A 17,015-nucleotide genomic window follows, 5' to 3' on the forward strand; every position below is an offset into this window, starting at 1 on the left:
TTATGCATGATGTTTCAGATCTTTTTAAAACGCATTTTATGCACTATGCATCTTATGTGATTTTAGAAAGAGCCATTCCCCATATTCTTGACGGCCTTAAACCCGTACAACGACGTCTCCTTTGGACTCTATTTCGTATGGACGATGGCAAAATGCACAAGGTTGCCAATATTGCTGGGCGCACTATGGCATTACATCCCCACGGAGATGCTCCAATTGTTGAAGCTCTTGTCATTTTAGCAAATAAGGGTTATCTGATCGATATGCAGGGAAATTTTGGAAATCCTCTAACGGGAGATCCTCACGCTGCTGCACGTTATATCGAAGCCCGCCTTAGTCCTCTAGCTAAAGAGATTCTATTTAATACAGATTTAATGTCTTTTCATGATTCCTATGATGGAAGAGAAAAAGAGCCTGATATTCTTCCTGCAAAGCTTCCCCTGCTTTTACTCCATGGTGTTGAGGGAATTGCTGTAGGCATGACAACGAAAATCTTCCCACATAATCTCTGCGAACTTATAGAAGCACAAATTGCCATTTTGAATAATCGTTCATTTAATCTGTTTCCTGATTTCTATTCGGGAGGCGTTATGGACGCCTCAGAATATCAAGATGGATTAGGTTCTATAATGATTCGTGCTTCTATTCAAACCGTGGATCAAAAAACTCTAATCATAAAAGAAATTTGCCCTTCAACAACAACAGAGACATTAATTCGCTCTATAGAAAATGCTGCAAAACGCGGTGTAATTAAAATTGATTCAATTCAAGATTTCTCAACGGACCAACCTCATATAGAAATAAAACTCCCCAAAGGAGTTTATGCTAAAGATATCCTTGAGCCCCTATTTCAACACACTGAATGCCAGGTTGTCCTTACATCAAAACCTACAGCTATCTATAATAATAAACCTGTAGAAACATCTGTTTCTGAAATCCTAAGACTCCATACAGAAGTTCTCGAAGGGTATTTACAAAAAGAGCTCCAAATACTTCATGATGAACTCTCTCAAGAACATTACTACAAGTCTTTAGAATACATTTTCATTAAGCATCGTCTCTATGACATAGTTAGAGAAAACCTCTCTAAATTAGGGAATAAAGTCTCTCAGGAAGATCTCCACGAAGCTGTTTTAAATTCTTTAGCACCTTTCCTTTCTAGCTTACCTGAGATTCCAAGTAAGCAAGCCACGGGACAGCTTGCTTCATTAGCTATTAAGAAAATCCTCTGCTTTAATGAAAGTAACTATACTAAAGACCTTGCAGCAATAGAAAAAAAACAAACGGCTGTAGAAAAAGATCTGAGCAATATGAAGAAATTCACAATCAAATATCTCAAAGGTCTTTTAGCAAAATACGGCGAGCTTGGAAAAAGAAAAACAGAAGTTCTATCATTTTCTAAACAAAAGAAATCAGTTCTTAAACAACAAACTTTAGTATAATCAAAAACAAAAAATTTTCTATTTTTTGAAACTTTTTATTTTATGATTATAGAAAATAACTTCTCTGCGTAGTAAAATACATAATTAAGCTAGGCATCAAGGTCTGTAGGGTTATGGAACCACGTTACATCAATATCAAAAAAGCTGAGACTCAAGAAACTTCACCAGCAAAAGAGATTAATACTCCCGAATATCTATCGCCAACAAATATGACATTTGAAGGTCCTGTACGCACCTTAGATCAGCTAAGACTAGCTCTCATTCAAAAAATGGGAGAAGAAAAAGGAAAAGAGATGTACGACAAATTTATCCAATCTATTCTTATTTCTTCTTTTGGCAATATTCATAAAGAGATGGATCGCGCTCAGAAAGCATCTAAGAAAATGCGTTCTGTTTATAAAGAGTAGTATGGGAATTACCTATTTTCTAGCCCTACCTCTCAATGAAGAAGATACCTCCCGTTTTTTAAATTCTGCAAAACGTTGGGCTCCGTTTTTAAATCAAGAGCTCTACCTTTCTCTCATCTCCTACAATGATACTTACTATCTTGCTAAAGAGATCTCTCGTTTCCCTTGCTCAGCCGAGGAGTGGGAAAAATCGATAAACCATGTATCTAGCCTGCTTACCCATACATTCTTATGTACGTCTATTGACGCGCTTACTTTTCTAGCTTGTATGCAGTTTAAACAAATCGAATTAACGGCATCCGCTAATTAAATTTTTAAATATAAATAGTTTCTAAAGATAATAAAACTACTCCTGTGAAACGATAAATCTTCGTAAAAAATATTCATAAAATAGAATTATCTTCCTCCGGATCGATTAAATAACCCTTCTATAAGGACTTATTAATAAAGCTATTTTCAATAGCTTTTCTCTAGAACCATAAGGTTCTTTATTTTAAAATGTTTTAATAAAAAAGCCTCTCATTGCAATGAAATCAAATAACTCTCTTACTTTTATTGTTAATGAAACTAATCGCGATCGATTAGATAAATTCTTGGTTTCTCAAAATTCAGAATATTCTCGTGCTTTTTATCAACAACATATTTTAGATAAACGCGTTACAGTTAATGAGCAGATACAAACGAAAGTCTCGACACAATTAGTTTCGGGAGATTCTGTTTCTATTGTAATCGAAGAGAAAGAAGAACTTTTAGAGCTGATTCCTGAAGCTATACCTCTCAATAAGGTATACGAAGATGAGATGATTCTCGTTATAAATAAACCTAGAGATATGGTGGTTCATCCTGCTCCAGGACATACTAAAGGGACAGTTGTTCATGCCTTGCTTCATGAAATAGGCGAACGCCTTAAACAAGAGTTTCCTGAGGAACCTTGGAGACCCGGGATTATCCATCGATTAGATAAAGATACCTCAGGGTTATTAATGACAGCGAAAACCCGACAAGCGAAGAAAATTTATAGCGAGCTATTTGCAACTAAGCAGCTGAAAAAGAGCTATTTAGCTATTTGTATAGGGAAACCAACCGTTGCTAAAATCCAAACAAAACTGGCCAGACACCACAGTAAGCGCAAAGAAATGGCTGTCTCTCCCATAGGGAAAGAAGCCGTTACTCACTGTGAGGTACTCGCTTATAATGAAAAATTAAGTTTAGTACTCCTACATCCAGAAACAGGACGGACTCACCAACTTAGGGTTCATATGAAGTATCTAAATACCCCAATCTTAGGCGACCCTGTCTATGGATCACCCTCTAAAAACGCCGGTTATGGTCTTGACAAACAACAATTGCACGCCTATAGCTTGGATTTTATCCACCCGCAGACACGTAAACATCTAAACCTAACAACAAAACTGCCCCGAGATATGAAGATCTTGATAATAAAAGAATTTCATAATAGTAAAACTGTTATCAACAAACAATTATTTGAATCAATTATAAAATAAACATCGATCATTAATTAAGTTTGATTATTTTAACAGACAAATTAAAATTAAATTAATCTGAGTTCGATTTTTTTACCGTTCTCCCGCAGATAACGCGAATTTAGTTATAGGATTACTTTATGAAAGACTTTTTAGCTTATATTATCAAAAACCTTGTAGATCGCCCTGAGGAAGTGCACATCAAAGAAGTTCAAGGCACCCACACGATTATCTACGAATTAACAGTTGCGAAGCCCGATATTGGTAAAATTATCGGAAAAGAGGGGCGCACAATTAAAGCTATTCGCACCCTACTTGTCTCTGTAGCTAGCAGAAACAATGTAAAAGTTAGCTTAGAAATTATGGAAGATAAATAGTTTTAGAATCTTCTCCCGCTAAATACATTTTCCAGAATATTTCATTCTCTCCAACCTATTCTGTTTCAGCCTGCGGAGCTTCCGCAGGCAAATAAAAGAAACAATCTTCTTTAAGCCTACAGATTTCTAAAAAGGAGTTCGGACCGAGCAGGATTTGAACCTGCGGCCATTCGCTTAGAAGGCGAATGCTCTATCCACTGAGCTATCGGTCCAGATCTATCGAGGAATATTAAACCTCGGCTAAGGGCATAGCACCATCAGCCCAGGCACAGGGATAATTCAGGCTCTAGTATAAATCTAAATCTAAAAAAGTCAATTAAGACTCGACCCCAGTCGAACTTCCCTGTGTTCCTCGAAGAGCGCTCTCTCCGTAAAATCGTGGGTGGACTTGTTTCAAATAAACCTCTATAGTGGCTTTTTAACGGAAGAAAAAGAGTGCGCGCGATGTTCTCAGATAAGATGATCCTTATTGCCGGTCCTTGTGTGATAGAGGAAGAAGAAACTACGTTAGAAATAGCTTCAAAAATTCAAGAATTAGTTACTCCTTATGCTGACCGTATTCATTGGATCTTTAAAAGTAGTTACGATAAGGCAAACCGTTCTTCTATAAATTCTTATCGAGGTCCAGGAATAAGCGAGGGTTTAAGTATCCTAGCTAAAGTTAAAGAAACCTTCGGCGTGCAAATTCTTACAGATGTACATTCTCCTGAAGAAGCTCGTGCAGCAGCAGAAGTCTGTGATATTCTTCAAATTCCTGCATTTTTATGTCGTCAAACCGACCTTCTCGTCTCTGCTGCACAGACAAATGCTATCATCAATATTAAAAAAGGCCAGTTTCTTTCCCCTTGGGATATGCAAGGTCCTGTAGATAAGGTTCTCTCTACTGGGAACAATAAGATTATTTTAACTGAAAGAGGCTGCTCTTTTGGCTACAATAATCTTGTTTCAGACATGCGCTCTATTCCTGTACTTTCGGATATGGGTTTTCCTGTAGTTTTTGATGGGACGCATTCCGTTCAACTTCCTGGGGGATTAAAAACCCATAGCGGCGGGCAAACAGAGTTTATCCCCACATTAACGCGAGCTGCTCTAGCTGCAGGAGCCCATGGTTTATTCATAGAAACACATTCTAATCCAACTATAGCGAAAAGCGATGCGGCTTCTATGTTGTCTTTAAAAACCTTCGAAGCCCTTCTTCCAATATGGGATCAACTCTATACTTGTGTACGTTCATTTGAGATGGCCCCAGTATGACCAAATTCTTATTCTACGGCTTGTTGTGTTCCTTAGGGATATTCGGTATTGCCTGCACAACAATTATTGCTATAATCAAAGTAGATAGCATTTGTGATGTGTCTTGTATGAACAAGCATTTTGAAAAGGCCCCCCCTTTTCTAAAAATTAAAAAACTCGGAATACATAAGCAAATTGCTTCTCCTGAACGGCAGTTTTTTAACTGCCATGTAGATAAATCCTGTATGGAGCTTCATTTCTCTGATGCAAATTATGCATGTAAGGAAGCTTTATCCAAGCTTTCAGGGCATATCCATACTCAAGATTTAGACAAGCTTATGACATTTCAAGGCAATGGCGGTTTGCTAAACTATCAAGATTGCTCTTTAAATATTTATGATTGTCGCTTTCATGTAGATCCTATCCATCCTGATCCCGATGCTCCTGAAGAACGTGCTGTGGGAGGCATGAAAACCTTATCCCTATCTTTATTGAGAAAGTGAGTTTTTATGCCGATACTTTCTGTTTGTAACTTAGTAAAAAAGTATAACAAAAAGCCTGTCACCAACGATGTCTCTTTTGAGGTAAATGCAGGAGAGGTTGTTGGACTTTTAGGCCCTAACGGTGCAGGAAAAACAACAGCTTTCTATCTTACAGTAGGATTAATCCGTCCTGACTCAGGAAAGATTATCTTTAAAAATACTGACGTTACTAAAAGAACAATGGATCACCGAGCAAGGTTAGGCATTGGCTATTTAGCTCAAGAGCCTACGGTATTCAAAGATCTCACAGTAAAAGAAAATCTCATTTGTATCTTGGAGATTATCTACAAGGCTAGAAAACAACAATCCCACCTTTTAGACACACTAATCGATGATCTGCAGCTAGCCTCATGCATTAATAAAAAAGCAGGAACACTATCCGGAGGAGAACGACGGAGATTGGAAATCGCTTGTGTGTTAGCTTTAAACCCCAGCGTTCTTCTACTTGATGAGCCTTTTGCCAACGTTGATCCCCTGGTTATTCAAAACGTCAAATACCTAATTAAAATTCTCTCTAGTCGTGGTATTGGTATTCTCATTACGGATCATAACGCTAAGGAATTACTTTCTATAGCTGATCGTTGCTATCTCATCATTGATGGAAAGATTTTCTTCGAAGGATCTTCCTCACAAATGATAGCCAATCCTATGGTAAAACAGCACTATCTTGGAGATTCCTTCTCTTATTAATCTAAGAAATCATCTTCTGTGAGAACTTCTTTAGCTATCGCTTTGATAGTAGTTAATCCTTCAGGAAATCCTATATCACACAACAACGTATTTACATATTCTAGTTCTGTACGCAGCTGATCATTAATGAATTCTAAACGTGCTAATTCTTGTTGAATATGCGGTGTGGACATGATCTCCTCCCTATCTTTTCTTGCTTTCACAAGAAGACAAGGAGCGAGAATCATGCCAGCTACACTAAATTATAAGAAAAATCTTATAATTTTAAGAAAGATGCTATCCCATCAAGCTTCTAGCCAAACTCAAATACATTTGGTTTAATACTTGTAAAGAAGTCGCAACAACCGTCCATTCTTGTTGCATAGATGTTAGATGCATTTGTAATTCTAACTGATAGTTTTGACCCATATCAGCAAAAGATTGCTGATCAGATTGTATAGTTGCCTGCAATGGGAACATACCCCCATTGATGGCATTACCCGATAATCCCGATACTAAGGCATCCTCTAAGATCTCTAATCGTGCTTGCCACTGTTCCGCACCTCCAGTGACCTTAAAAGTCCCATTAATAGAACCATTATCCACGCCTAGAGGAGCTAAATAGTTTTGCAAAAGCACCAGAGATCCCGATATAGCATTCAGATTATCTCTATAGTTATTTAAGGAATCGATAATACGAGTCCGTTGCTCATTAGTGATTTTCGAATCCTTAGTAACTTTGTCCACTTGTTCTTCTAAAACTTTTTCTGCATTCTGTGTACTTTTAAGATACGCAGCAGCCTTTTGACGTTCTGTCTCTAATTTATTTCGAGCACTATCTGCTGTACCAGGAAACTCATCCTTCCCCCCTTGTCCCACAGCAGGCTGTTGGCCAACATAACTAGCGAAATTGAAATAGGTAGCAGCATTAACATATTCTGAAATAGCATCTATCATAGCATTGCCAACCGATGAGCCTAAATTGCTATAATAAAGTTGAGCATAGATGCCATTTAGAAAATCCACTTCCTTAGGCATATAACGATCGATTAATACGGAAGCTACAGCCGAGGGCAAGGCCATGGTTTGCAACTCATTAGCTTGAGCAAATAGCTGATCTTTATAAAGCTCAGTTTTTAGATCTTGAAAAGCTTTATGCTGACTCTGAGTCTCTTCCACCTTAGATTGCAATTTCGCTGTTTCTACTTCAGCTAAACCTTTAAATTTAAAATATGCTCTAGCAGTCGATTCGGCTTCTCTATTTGCTGCTCCAGTTATATTCGGCAAAAAACCCACACTACCGCGATTTAAAAGACTAGCATTAATAGTTACTTTACTAGAGCCTGTACTTTGTGAGTAGATCGTATAACTTTCACTATTATTATTAGTGGGAATAAATGTCCCACTTGCCGTTTGAATTTTGTTCATAGTGGATCTAATAGATGCAGCTAGCGTAAATGATGTTGTGTTTTCTATCTCCTTGGCAGCTTCAGCAACTGCAGACCCGACCTCACTAAGATTTGCTGTTGGTTTGTCTGCAAGAACAGTCGAAGCAACAAAATAAGCCCAGACAGCAGCTATGTACTCCTCTCCTTTAAAGGTTGAAATAGCCTTCACAGCGTTATTAACTAATGTTTGTTGTTCTGCTGTTAGATCATTGAATCTAGAATTAATTGCTCTAACAGCTTGTAGTGCTCCAGCAATCGCAGCACTACTAATCTCAGAAGTTACTTTTCCTAAGTCAATAGGCGCAAATACCCCCATTAGAGAGGCTACTAAACTGGATACCTGAGCAAAAATAGCTTCTTGGTGACGGTTCACAAAAATTGTTGCTTCAATAACCGTATTAAAAGACTCTACAGCAGCCACTTGATCTTTATATAAATAAGAAATCTGAGCACATAAATCGATTTTATCATTTCTTGATAAGGCAGAGATACTAATAGTATCCGCAAGTTGATCTCCTACTGCATCTATGCGATCAAATTTCTCTTGATCATAAGTTTTCACTGAAGATTGTAATTGGTTCAGTTCTTCTTGAATACCCAGGAAAATAGTAAATTCTTCATCGGTTAACTTAGTCTTAACCACACCAAGAACATCTTTCAGTCCCTCAACACGGCCATCGGCAAAAATCTGTGCCAATTGAGTGGCGTTGCCATATTTTTCTGCTAACTGATTTATAAAATCTGTTTTCTGACCACCTGTAAAAATAGTAGATCGTTGAACAGTAGTGAAAATCTGTGTAGGAAGAGCATATAAAGACTCGAAATCCTTATTCGTTAAGTTTACACCAGCATCAACTAAACGATTTACTTCTGTTTGGATCTTTTTAAGAGCCTCTAAATCCGTAGACGAGGAAGAACTACTCCCTGCTGTTACAATTGCATTAACAACTGTTTGGATCTGCTTCAGGAGGTTATTTGCCCACTGTTGTTTGGTACCATTGTAGAAAGGGTCTTCTGTACGTGGACTCCCACTCACTCCTACAGCAGATGTTGTAGCCACTACTGCAATCGGCGAATGTAAATCAGATAAGGGTTTACGATGAATAGCAACAGTATGGCTCTTCTTGCTCACCACCCGATCTTCTATTTCGGATTTACGAAGTTTCTCTATTAACTGTCGGTATTTTTCATCAGATTGTTGATCTAAAATACACAAGAGACGTTGTACAATATGACGCTCAGCTTCAGTTCTTTCATAATGAAAAATACTCTCCAATAACTGATGTCTTTTTTGTATCGACTCTGAACAAGGTGCTATCGGCAATTTTTTATAATTTGCTGAAACAGAATAACTATTGATGATATCCATACGGAGAACAGTGTTGTTAACTTTTATTTTTAATAAAATTAACATGAAAACTATTTTTATAATTAATCAAAAATAAATAGTTTTTCTTAAAAACAAAACTAGCAACATTATAAGAAAAATAAAAAATTTTAATTAAAAAGCAGAATAGAAAAAAAGTTCATAAAATAAGAAAATAAAATAAAAATTATAAAAATAATTTCTATGTCTTCTTTTTATATACAGAACAGGCCTAAAACAGTTTCGGGTGATGGTTTATTTAATATTAAATTAAACCATAAGTTTTCTAATTTTGACGCTAAAGCTCAGCCAGCTATAGACATAGAAGCATTGAATTCTGGGTTGTATGTTTTAAAACGTTTGGCGTCGGTTATAGAAGCTGGTAATGTCCAGGCTTCTATGTTACTGAACCCAAACAACACTATATTCCCTTCCCCTCCTGTAGCACCCAGACGTCATACAAGCAGTAATCCAAATCCTGCTCCGGGGAGTTCTAAAACTATCGCAAGTATTCAAGGAGAAACAGCTGTAAATCTTGTACCTCTTATCCTTGATGGTTTGGCAGCTTTTATGGCTTCAACTCCGGACGTTAATCTGGCACAGATAGCTTCTGTCACCCTCGCTATCACATTAGTTAAACCCTTTCTTGGTAATTCTTCGCTTACCTCTGCTCAACAAGCCACTGTATTCAATAACTGCTATGAACCAAGTAAGCAAGATATCCTTGAGCAAATAAAAAAAGAGCAGGCTACTGAAATCAAGAAAGGTCAAGACAAACTGTCAGCTAAGCTTGAATCTGCAGAAGCCTCAAAAAAGGAAATCAAGAAAACTATCGAAGAATATGCTGATCAATTCGCATCAGATTTTTTCGATGCTCATGTGAAAAAACAATTCATGGCTTATCGATCATCTATCGGGGAGGAAACTCTCAAAATGATGGAAAGTATGAAAGCTATTGAAGCACAAGTCCCCGATCCTACTAAAGATAACGCACAAAGTGTCAACGGAATGATAATGCTTCGCGCTATTTTTAACGGCCTTACGGATGCTGTAAAAAAAGTTCCTGCATTAGGAGGAGAAGAAGACATTATTAAAACACAGCTTGCTTTGAGCGATCTTCTGACTCAAAATTCATTAAGTGATGCAGATTTAAAAAAGATTTATGAAGCCACAGACCTACCCAGTAAAGCTTCCCTAGATTTGTATCTAAAACCGCGTGATGCTGCTATATACCGAGAAGGAATTACAGGAGCCTATCAAGCTGCTGTACAGAATCTAACTACGGTACGTTCTTCAATAGAAAACGAAAAACAGACTCTAGAAAATCAATTAGCGGCATTTCAACAAGGTGTCAGTTCCTATACTTCCTGGGTAAATGAGTCTAAAAATATTGTAGCAGGAAAAGATTATACCTCTGTTTTAGTAACCGCCGCTATGGAAGCTAACGCGGGTCTGACCAGTCTATCCCAGATGCAAGGGAATCTCACGGATTCAGAAAGAGCAATTTTCGACACACACGTTCCTAAATATCTAGAACTTACTATAGGAAATGGCACCTCTGTAACTAAATTCATTGCGAAAATGAACGCCTTCCAAGAAATTTCAGAGTATACTCTACAAACTGCGGTACAAACTCAAGATCAAGTACAAACCTTTTTATCGGGGAAAGGACTTGCTATCAAAAATTATAAATTCTTCGAACAAGTTGGGACAGAAATCATATCAATATCCAGTAACTTAACTAATTATGTTAAAGCTGAAAAAGGTTATCAAATCCCCAATTTTGATAATTTTGTACAACAGATATTAAAAATCTCTAACATTGATGGCAATTTCTCATCTCAAGCAACCAAAGTACTAGGAGATTTCAAAACAGCTGCTGACGCCCACATTAAACAACTCCAACAACAAATTGCGGAGCTAGATAAAAAATATAAGGAATATAATCCCGCGGACGCTAGTTTTACAGCTGACCGTAAGAAAGCCGTAGAAAGCTGGTTAAATTCAGAGAGTTTGGGCTCTGCATTTATTTATCTAATTTTAAACTCGCAATTACCTAAACAATCTGCCTTTTTAAATCCTTTAATAGAAGAGATTAACTTCAACAACCTTGCCGCAAACGCAATTAATGACCTTTTAAAAATTACAAATCACTTCTCTACAACTTCCGTGTATTACAATCTCTCTTCCTACCTTATCGAAAGTAAAGAAGGTAAAGATTTGTTCTGTGGGGATTATTTTGAGACCTGCCTTGCCCTATCCAAAGAAAAAGAATACATAACTCGTGATACAGATCGTTGCCGACGAGCTCAAGGTTTGGTAGAGGCATTACTAAGTAAAATTGATAAATTACCCAATATCTCCTCATCTCAAAAATCTGAGATGCTTAACGCAACTTCCAACTATAAATACTCTCTAACAATTACATTTAATCAGCTTAACCTTCTAAACGCACTACTATCCAACCTGAAAATCGAAGAGCAAACAAAAGATAATAAGTACAATAGTAGCGTATTTAAAATTACTGGTCCTAAAGATTGGATTCCTACTTTAGCTTCTTTAGAGGGGTTTATTTCCAATGGATTCCCTAATATAACACCTACGGGTGGTTTAGGACCCTTATTTACTCAGATCCAAGCTGATCAGCAAGACTACACTACTCAAGGACAAACTCAGCAGTTAAACTTGCAAAACCAGATGACTAACGTACAACAAGAGTGGACATTAGTATCAACATCTATGCAAGTGCTGAATCAGATCCTTTCCAAGCTAGTAGGTGAAATTTACCCTAATTAGATAACTTAACTGAAATGGAGAACCGGTTGGTTCTCCATTTTTTCTATTCCATCTAACTTTCACTTAAATTCCATGATATTTCAGATATCAAAATAAGCCCTAATCACATCTAAATTGAAACATAGAAAAAGCCCGCCTTACAAAATACAAAGCGAGCTTTTTTTGGAACAAATCTTCCTAGAAAATTCTTAATTTTACTGTAGGTATCCTGAGAATAGTGAAGCTATGTTCACCAGCACCTGCTGGATAAACAAAGGCTGCCTCTCAAATGCAGCTTCTTTTGCCTCAGCAAGTCTTTTCGATCCTCGAGTAAATTCATCCTCAAGTTTAGCGATAAACTTCTGAGTAGAATCGTTAGAAATCTGTACATGAGGATAACCTGACTGCGGAGCTTTTGTAATCGCAGATGTCAGCTTCTGTTTGATTTCTTCTTCATTCGCTTGGGGATTATTTTGTAATTCGCTTAGTAATGTTTGTAACACGCCTGTCGATGCATAAACATCACCAAGAGTATTGCTATTTCCAGCTATAATTCTTGCAAAACGTTGAGCAGCATTATCGTTATCACGAGGTCGAGTTTCTGTTCTAGAAACTGTCTGTGTTAATGCTGGTGTAGATGTACGATCTAAAACCTCACGATTAGACGCACTACTACGTGAGTAAACATCATTTAGAGATTGATATGCATCATAACCCGCAGATAAAGAATCGGCATAAGATTTAGAACTCGAGGCAGTAGATCCTGTTTTGTAAAGCTGCTTTACAGCTGATCCACCTTGATTCGCGGAAGCAATTGGAGCTCCCGTGGAAATCGACGCTGCTGTTGTTATTGCTCCTAAGGCATTGATCATGCCGTCTTGACCCGCTGTTCCTTGCAGCGCGTCTTGTAGAGCTTGTTGTATTTGTTGTAGCTGTGCTGTAGCCTCTGCATCCGCAGGGTTGATCTGGGTTGATAAGTCTGCTACTTGATTTAGAACCTCTTCCAACGGAGCTGTAAAATCAGAGTTTTGAGCGTGGAAGTTATCAATCATATTTCTGAAACCTTGCATAATTATTGCTGCGGTTTCGTTATCAACATCGGCAAGCAACATCGACACACGGACTTCGCCTAAGGTAGCTCCGCGATTTTGAGAAGTCCCCACGCTACTAGGAGCTCCAGGTCCTCCGATAGGTACATCGCTACCACCGCTAGGCTTAACATTGAGAATGTCTTTGGCCGCTTGTTGTTGTTCTTTTTGAGCTGCTTTAGCTATAGGAGAGTTTGGAGCTAAAGCAAGAGCAGCATCTATAGCCTTTTTTGCTTCTTCGATTGTCTGCTTAGAGGCTTCTATATTTGCAGGACTGTTATTTGCATTGGCTTGCTCAACAGCCGCAGCACTATTTTTCCCCGCAGCATAGGCTTCCATTAAGGCAGAGGCTAATGTAGTAACTTCTGTTCCAGAAGTTGTAATACTACTCTCAAGATTATCTATCACAGGATAGTTAACACCTGCTTTCTTTAACTCTTCAATAAGCGCCGCGGCAGCAGCTTTATTGACTTCTATCTGTCCAGCAGCACCTGTAACCTGATCAATAGATGAGGTAGTCTTTATTGCTTCTAAAAGCTTTTTATTCTCATCGAGGATGCTGCCTAACTGATTAATTTTATCGATAGTAGATTGCTGTGCAGCAAGATTAGTTTTCCAAGTATTAGCTACTGCTTTCTGTTCATCAGTAGTAGCTAATTTCTCCATATACTTGATAGCATCTTGAAGCTGTTGTAGAGCAGTCTTAAACTGATCATAAGTCTGTGCGCTTTGCAAAGCATTTTTAGCACTATCAGCTTGTGTCTTAGCCTCATCAAAACTTGAAGGAACTGTTTTTCCTGAGAAGAAAGCAGCTATCTTATCAAAAAAGTTAGACAGAGCGCTCCTGGCTGAGCTTAAAGATCTCAGTCGTCCTAAAGTTTCTACAGAAGGCTGAGACGGTCCGGGCTTGCCCGCGGCTCCGGATATCGCTTCAGCTTCTGAGCTACGATTTGCTGCGCTAGCCTCCATACCTAAGGTAGATAGGTCTGCAGGAGCAATGTTTTTTGATTCATCTATAGGGCCGACAGGATTAACCATAATAATAAAAAACTAATAAAATCTTTTCTTCATTATAAAACATAAAAAAAAAGCTCACATCTTTTAATTAGACGTGAGCTATTTTTAAAGATTTTATTAAAATCAGATTAAAATGCAGAAATTAACCCAAGATCGAACTTCCTGTAAGTAAAGTCGCTACCTAAACGGCTATCTGCAGGCTTGGAGTAAGCTCCATAGGCTCTGAAAGATAGGGAATCTGTGATTCCGTACATAAGAAGATAGGAAGCACCTTTATAGTTCGTAAATCCATTAGCCTCTTTAGGATCATACTTTCCAGCAATAGCTTGAGCGAACCAGTACTTCAGCTGGTTTCCTCTTCCGATACCAGAAACATCGATTTCAGGAATTGCCAAAGCTTCTACATACTCGTAACGTACTGTTGCTGACCAATCCCCAGCTTTTCGTAATCTACCTAAAGTTCCTCCAACGAACCAAGCTCTATTTTGCTTTTCATTTAAGGTTGTTGTGGTTGCTTTTGCTAAGGTGTTTGTCAAATAAGCACCGTAGACATACAAAGGCTTTTTCTTTCCGTGGAACCAAGGTAATTGAGAGTGTTTACCAACTAACCATTGCCATACGCAATATTTATACTTCAAATCAGCAACAACAGGACCTGTTGCTGTTTTTGCAGGATCTGGAGCTTCTGAAGGAGAGAAGGAATTCCAATCAATAACGCTACATTTAATAGAGAAATTTCCTGGTAGTTTGTTAACAATACCTTCAACAACCCATGCATAATGCTTTTTCGCCATATTTACTACGAAAGGTCCACCATGGATGATTACATTATAGGGGAAACGTTCGCTGAGACGACGAGTTGCATAAAGATGGAGACCATCAAAATTACTATTAAATTGAACTTCTGATTCAAAAATACTGCCTAAAGAAGAACGGCCGATTTCTGCAAAGAGTTCTGTACGAGATTCTGAATTTTCGTAGAAACGGTATCCTAAGAAGGCTCTGTCGATATCCATACCGGCAGCTGAAGATTCTCCTCCAGCAATTGCTGCCCAACTCATTTCTGAAGTTAGCCAAGTTCTATCAGCATTATAATCTACATAAAGATTGAATTCGCTACGGTAGCGATTTACTGGTAATGGTTTATATTTATCTGGCTGAGCAGGAGGCGTCTTTATATCTTCTCTAGCATGGATCCACTTAACACGTACATCACCCGCTAATTTTAACACTCCACCTCGTTTTCTGGTTTCTACAAAACCACGAGTATCTAAATACGCCTTCACATCATCTAAGTTCATAAATGTTTGAGAATCGCTTGTTCTCTGTATTCCAGAAGGTGTATCTGCAAACCCTTGAGACGCTACTGTCGATAGGGTCATGCACACTAACCATTGATAAATATATTTTTTCATAGTTTCCTTAGCGTCGATTTAATTATTCAACATGAGAAGATCGAAAAGGATGGTTATTTGGACAACCCTAACCAAACAGTTGCAAATGAGAAAGGAGGAAACAACTCGCTAATTCTGACTATCTTGCATAACTGGTGAATTATGCAAAGAGCTTCGGCGTCCTTTCCAATATTGAAAAGATGTTAAGTTTACAAGATCTTCTACCCGAAGCAGTTTTGCAAAACCAAACAAAAAAGCCAAGAAAATGACGCTTTCAGAGAAAAAAGCAGCGCTTTGCGCTACAAAAGATGATAAAGACCAAGGTAATGGTGTAATAGGACTAAGGAAAATTACATATGTAGTATGCGTAAGAATATTAACCCCTAGAGTAACTGTGAAGGCTAAACACGCAACCCCAACAACCTTTATAGAACGTTTAAATGTAATCCACATTAATCCAGAATATGCAGGATGTTTTTTTGATGCATATTGCCAGAGAAAATATAGTTGTGCCCAGGAAACAAGAGAAGTTGCGTAAGCTAATCCTGAAACATGTTTTATCAACCAACAACCAAAAACTACATTGAGTATCATATTAGCTATAGCAGCTATAATGCCGATAACTAAAGGTATAGTGTAGTGACGCCGTGCATAAAAAAGCACAGAAATCAAAGGAATAAGCGCCATGGGAATGATGCTTCCACTATATCCACGTAGGACCTGGACGATAGCATGTACAGCACTCGTGGGGAATAAACCATGCTCATAGAGCACACGAACTCCGGGAAGAGCAAGGAGAAGCAATCCCATGGTCATAATTACCATTACAGAAACTGTAAGATTCAAGGCGAACTTCATAAGTTCGTAACCTTCCTCGTTATTATCTTCTTGAACGCATCGAGAAATAGAGGGCAAAAGAACGGTAAAGACTCCGAGACCAAACAGGTGTACGGGCAGTTGTTGTATCCGTATGGAATACATTAAATATAGCGGGCCAACTTCATGTATGTAGCGGGCCAAACACATATCGGTTAGAAGATTTATTTGGAAAACTCCCATAGAGAGCAATCCTAATGATAGCGGAGCTATCAAAGCTTTTATACTATCCCGTTCTTTAGGCGGGGTTGTTGCTGTTTTTAAAAATTTCCTCACGCCAGGCACGGTAACAAACCACTCTAAAATAAACCCTATGACAAGGATTACTGATAATCCGACAATACGTTTTCGTGGATCACTATGTCTTGCGAGAAATACCGTAAGAATCCAAAGCACATTAACAACGGCGGGAGCTAAACCAACACTGAGAAATCTTTTCTCACAATGTAGCAAAGCTGAGTTCACCGTATACATCATAAGGAATATGCCTGATGGCAAGAGGATCATGGTTAGCTGTAAGGCATCAGCGGTATTTCCGTGAGCATAATACAACCATGTTCCTAACCCCATTTCGATAACTAGTGTGAATACGCAGGCATTAAGACAAAAAAATCTTGAAAAGCTTTTAAAGAAAAAAGCAGCACGACTTGTATCTTGTGCTCTTAAAAATTCAAAATGAGGAATGAACGCCAGCCCTAAAATAGGTCCTCCAAGAATTTTCCTTAAAAAGAAAATTGTTCTGAATGCTAACCAAAAAGCTGCTACTAAAGGATCGGCCCCGAAATAAGCTGCCATAACAATTTCACGTAACATTCCTGTTACGCGACTAAAAAAGGTTCCTGACAATAAATTAAAAAGTGAGCTGGCTACTGATCCTTGGCCGTCTTTTTTATTCAT

Annotated in this window: 14 protein-coding genes and 1 tRNA gene; 9 read left to right on the forward strand and 6 right to left on the reverse strand. The window is 38.1% G+C overall.

The genetic code is table 11. The features are described from left to right. The first annotated feature begins 2 nt into the window (after positions 1–2). The 5 genes from O6937_RS01355 to O6937_RS01375 all read left to right on the forward strand — a co-directional run bounded on the left by O6937_RS01355 (position 3) and on the right by O6937_RS01375 (position 3,710). Positions 3–1,442 carry a DNA gyrase subunit A gene (locus O6937_RS01355; protein WP_332389899.1) on the forward strand — a complete coding sequence of 480 codons (1,440 nt, stop codon included), beginning with the start codon at positions 3–5 and terminating at the stop codon, positions 1,440–1,442. Positions 1,443–1,555: 113 nt separating this feature from the next. Then, positions 1,556–1,849 (forward strand): hypothetical protein, encoded by a 294-nt coding sequence (locus tag O6937_RS01360; RefSeq protein WP_332389900.1) that lies wholly within the window; start codon positions 1,556–1,558, stop codon positions 1,847–1,849. Position 1,850: 1 nt separating this feature from the next. Continuing rightward, entirely contained in the window at positions 1,851–2,159 is a 309-nt protein-coding gene (locus O6937_RS01365) for a hypothetical protein (RefSeq protein WP_332389901.1), read from the forward strand. A 217-nt stretch (positions 2,160–2,376) separates the two neighbouring features. Continuing rightward, entirely contained in the window at positions 2,377–3,354 is a 978-nt protein-coding gene (locus O6937_RS01370) for an RluA family pseudouridine synthase (protein ID WP_332389902.1), read from the forward strand. A 119-nt stretch (positions 3,355–3,473) separates the two neighbouring features. After that, positions 3,474–3,710: a KH domain-containing protein gene (locus O6937_RS01375; protein ID WP_011005996.1), complete on the forward strand. Its 237-nt coding sequence runs from the start codon at positions 3,474–3,476 to the stop codon at positions 3,708–3,710. Between the two features lie 139 nt (positions 3,711–3,849). Here the strand turns inward: O6937_RS01375 and O6937_RS01380 are convergent. Continuing rightward, positions 3,850–3,922, reverse strand: a tRNA-Arg gene (locus tag O6937_RS01380). Positions 3,923–4,154: 232 nt separating this feature from the next. On the opposite strand from O6937_RS01380, the gene kdsA reads away from it, so the two are divergent. The 3 genes from kdsA to lptB are packed head-to-tail and all read left to right on the forward strand — an operon-like array spanning position 4,155 to position 6,175. After that, on the forward strand, positions 4,155–4,964 hold the full coding sequence (gene kdsA, locus O6937_RS01385) for a 3-deoxy-8-phosphooctulonate synthase (RefSeq protein ID WP_332389903.1): 810 nt from the start codon (positions 4,155–4,157) through the stop codon (positions 4,962–4,964). Then, positions 4,961–5,446, forward strand: coding sequence for a DUF1137 domain-containing protein (locus tag O6937_RS01390; protein WP_332389904.1), 486 nt, complete (start codon positions 4,961–4,963; stop codon positions 5,444–5,446). Before kdsA ends, O6937_RS01390 begins: the two co-directional genes overlap by 4 nt. Before the next feature lie 6 nt (positions 5,447–5,452). Beyond that, complete coding sequence (gene lptB, locus O6937_RS01395) at positions 5,453–6,175, forward strand: LPS export ABC transporter ATP-binding protein (protein WP_020350121.1); 723 nt, start codon at positions 5,453–5,455, stop codon at positions 6,173–6,175. Here lptB and O6937_RS01400 read toward each other — a convergent pair. Then, the gene (locus O6937_RS01400; RefSeq protein ID WP_117274746.1) at positions 6,172–6,348 is read right to left on the reverse strand and encodes a hypothetical protein; all 177 of its coding nucleotides are present in this window, start codon (positions 6,346–6,348) and stop codon (positions 6,172–6,174) included. The two genes, lptB and O6937_RS01400, sit on opposite strands and share 4 nt — an antisense overlap. A 103-nt stretch (positions 6,349–6,451) precedes the next feature. Continuing rightward, entirely contained in the window at positions 6,452–8,971 is a 2,520-nt protein-coding gene (locus tag O6937_RS01405) for a CT620/CT621 family type III secretion system effector (RefSeq protein ID WP_332390120.1), read from the reverse strand. Positions 8,972–9,172: 201 nt separating this feature from the next. Between O6937_RS01405 and O6937_RS01410 the strand changes: the two genes are divergently transcribed. Further along, a complete protein-coding gene (locus O6937_RS01410; RefSeq protein ID WP_332389905.1) occupies positions 9,173–11,764 on the forward strand; it encodes a CT620/CT621 family type III secretion system effector in 2,592 nt (863 codons plus the stop codon). Between the two features lie 194 nt (positions 11,765–11,958). Here the strand turns inward: O6937_RS01410 and O6937_RS01415 are convergent, their stop codons facing one another. The 3 genes from O6937_RS01415 to O6937_RS01425 all read right to left on the reverse strand — a co-directional run bounded on the left by O6937_RS01415 (position 11,959) and on the right by O6937_RS01425 (position 17,015). Then, the gene (locus O6937_RS01415; protein WP_332389906.1) at positions 11,959–13,869 is read right to left on the reverse strand and encodes a cell surface protein; all 1,911 of its coding nucleotides are present in this window, start codon (positions 13,867–13,869) and stop codon (positions 11,959–11,961) included. A 107-nt stretch (positions 13,870–13,976) separates the two neighbouring features. Further along, positions 13,977–15,263: a hypothetical protein gene (locus O6937_RS01420; RefSeq protein WP_332389907.1), complete on the reverse strand. Its 1,287-nt coding sequence runs from the start codon at positions 15,261–15,263 to the stop codon at positions 13,977–13,979. 108 nt (positions 15,264–15,371) lie between these two features. After that, the gene (locus tag O6937_RS01425; protein WP_332389908.1) at positions 15,372–17,015 is read right to left on the reverse strand and encodes a murein biosynthesis integral membrane protein MurJ; all 1,644 of its coding nucleotides are present in this window, start codon (positions 17,013–17,015) and stop codon (positions 15,372–15,374) included.

This window comes from Chlamydia sp. 04-14 (assembly GCF_036632095.1).
Classification (GTDB): Bacteria; Chlamydiota; Chlamydiia; order Chlamydiales; family Chlamydiaceae; genus Chlamydia.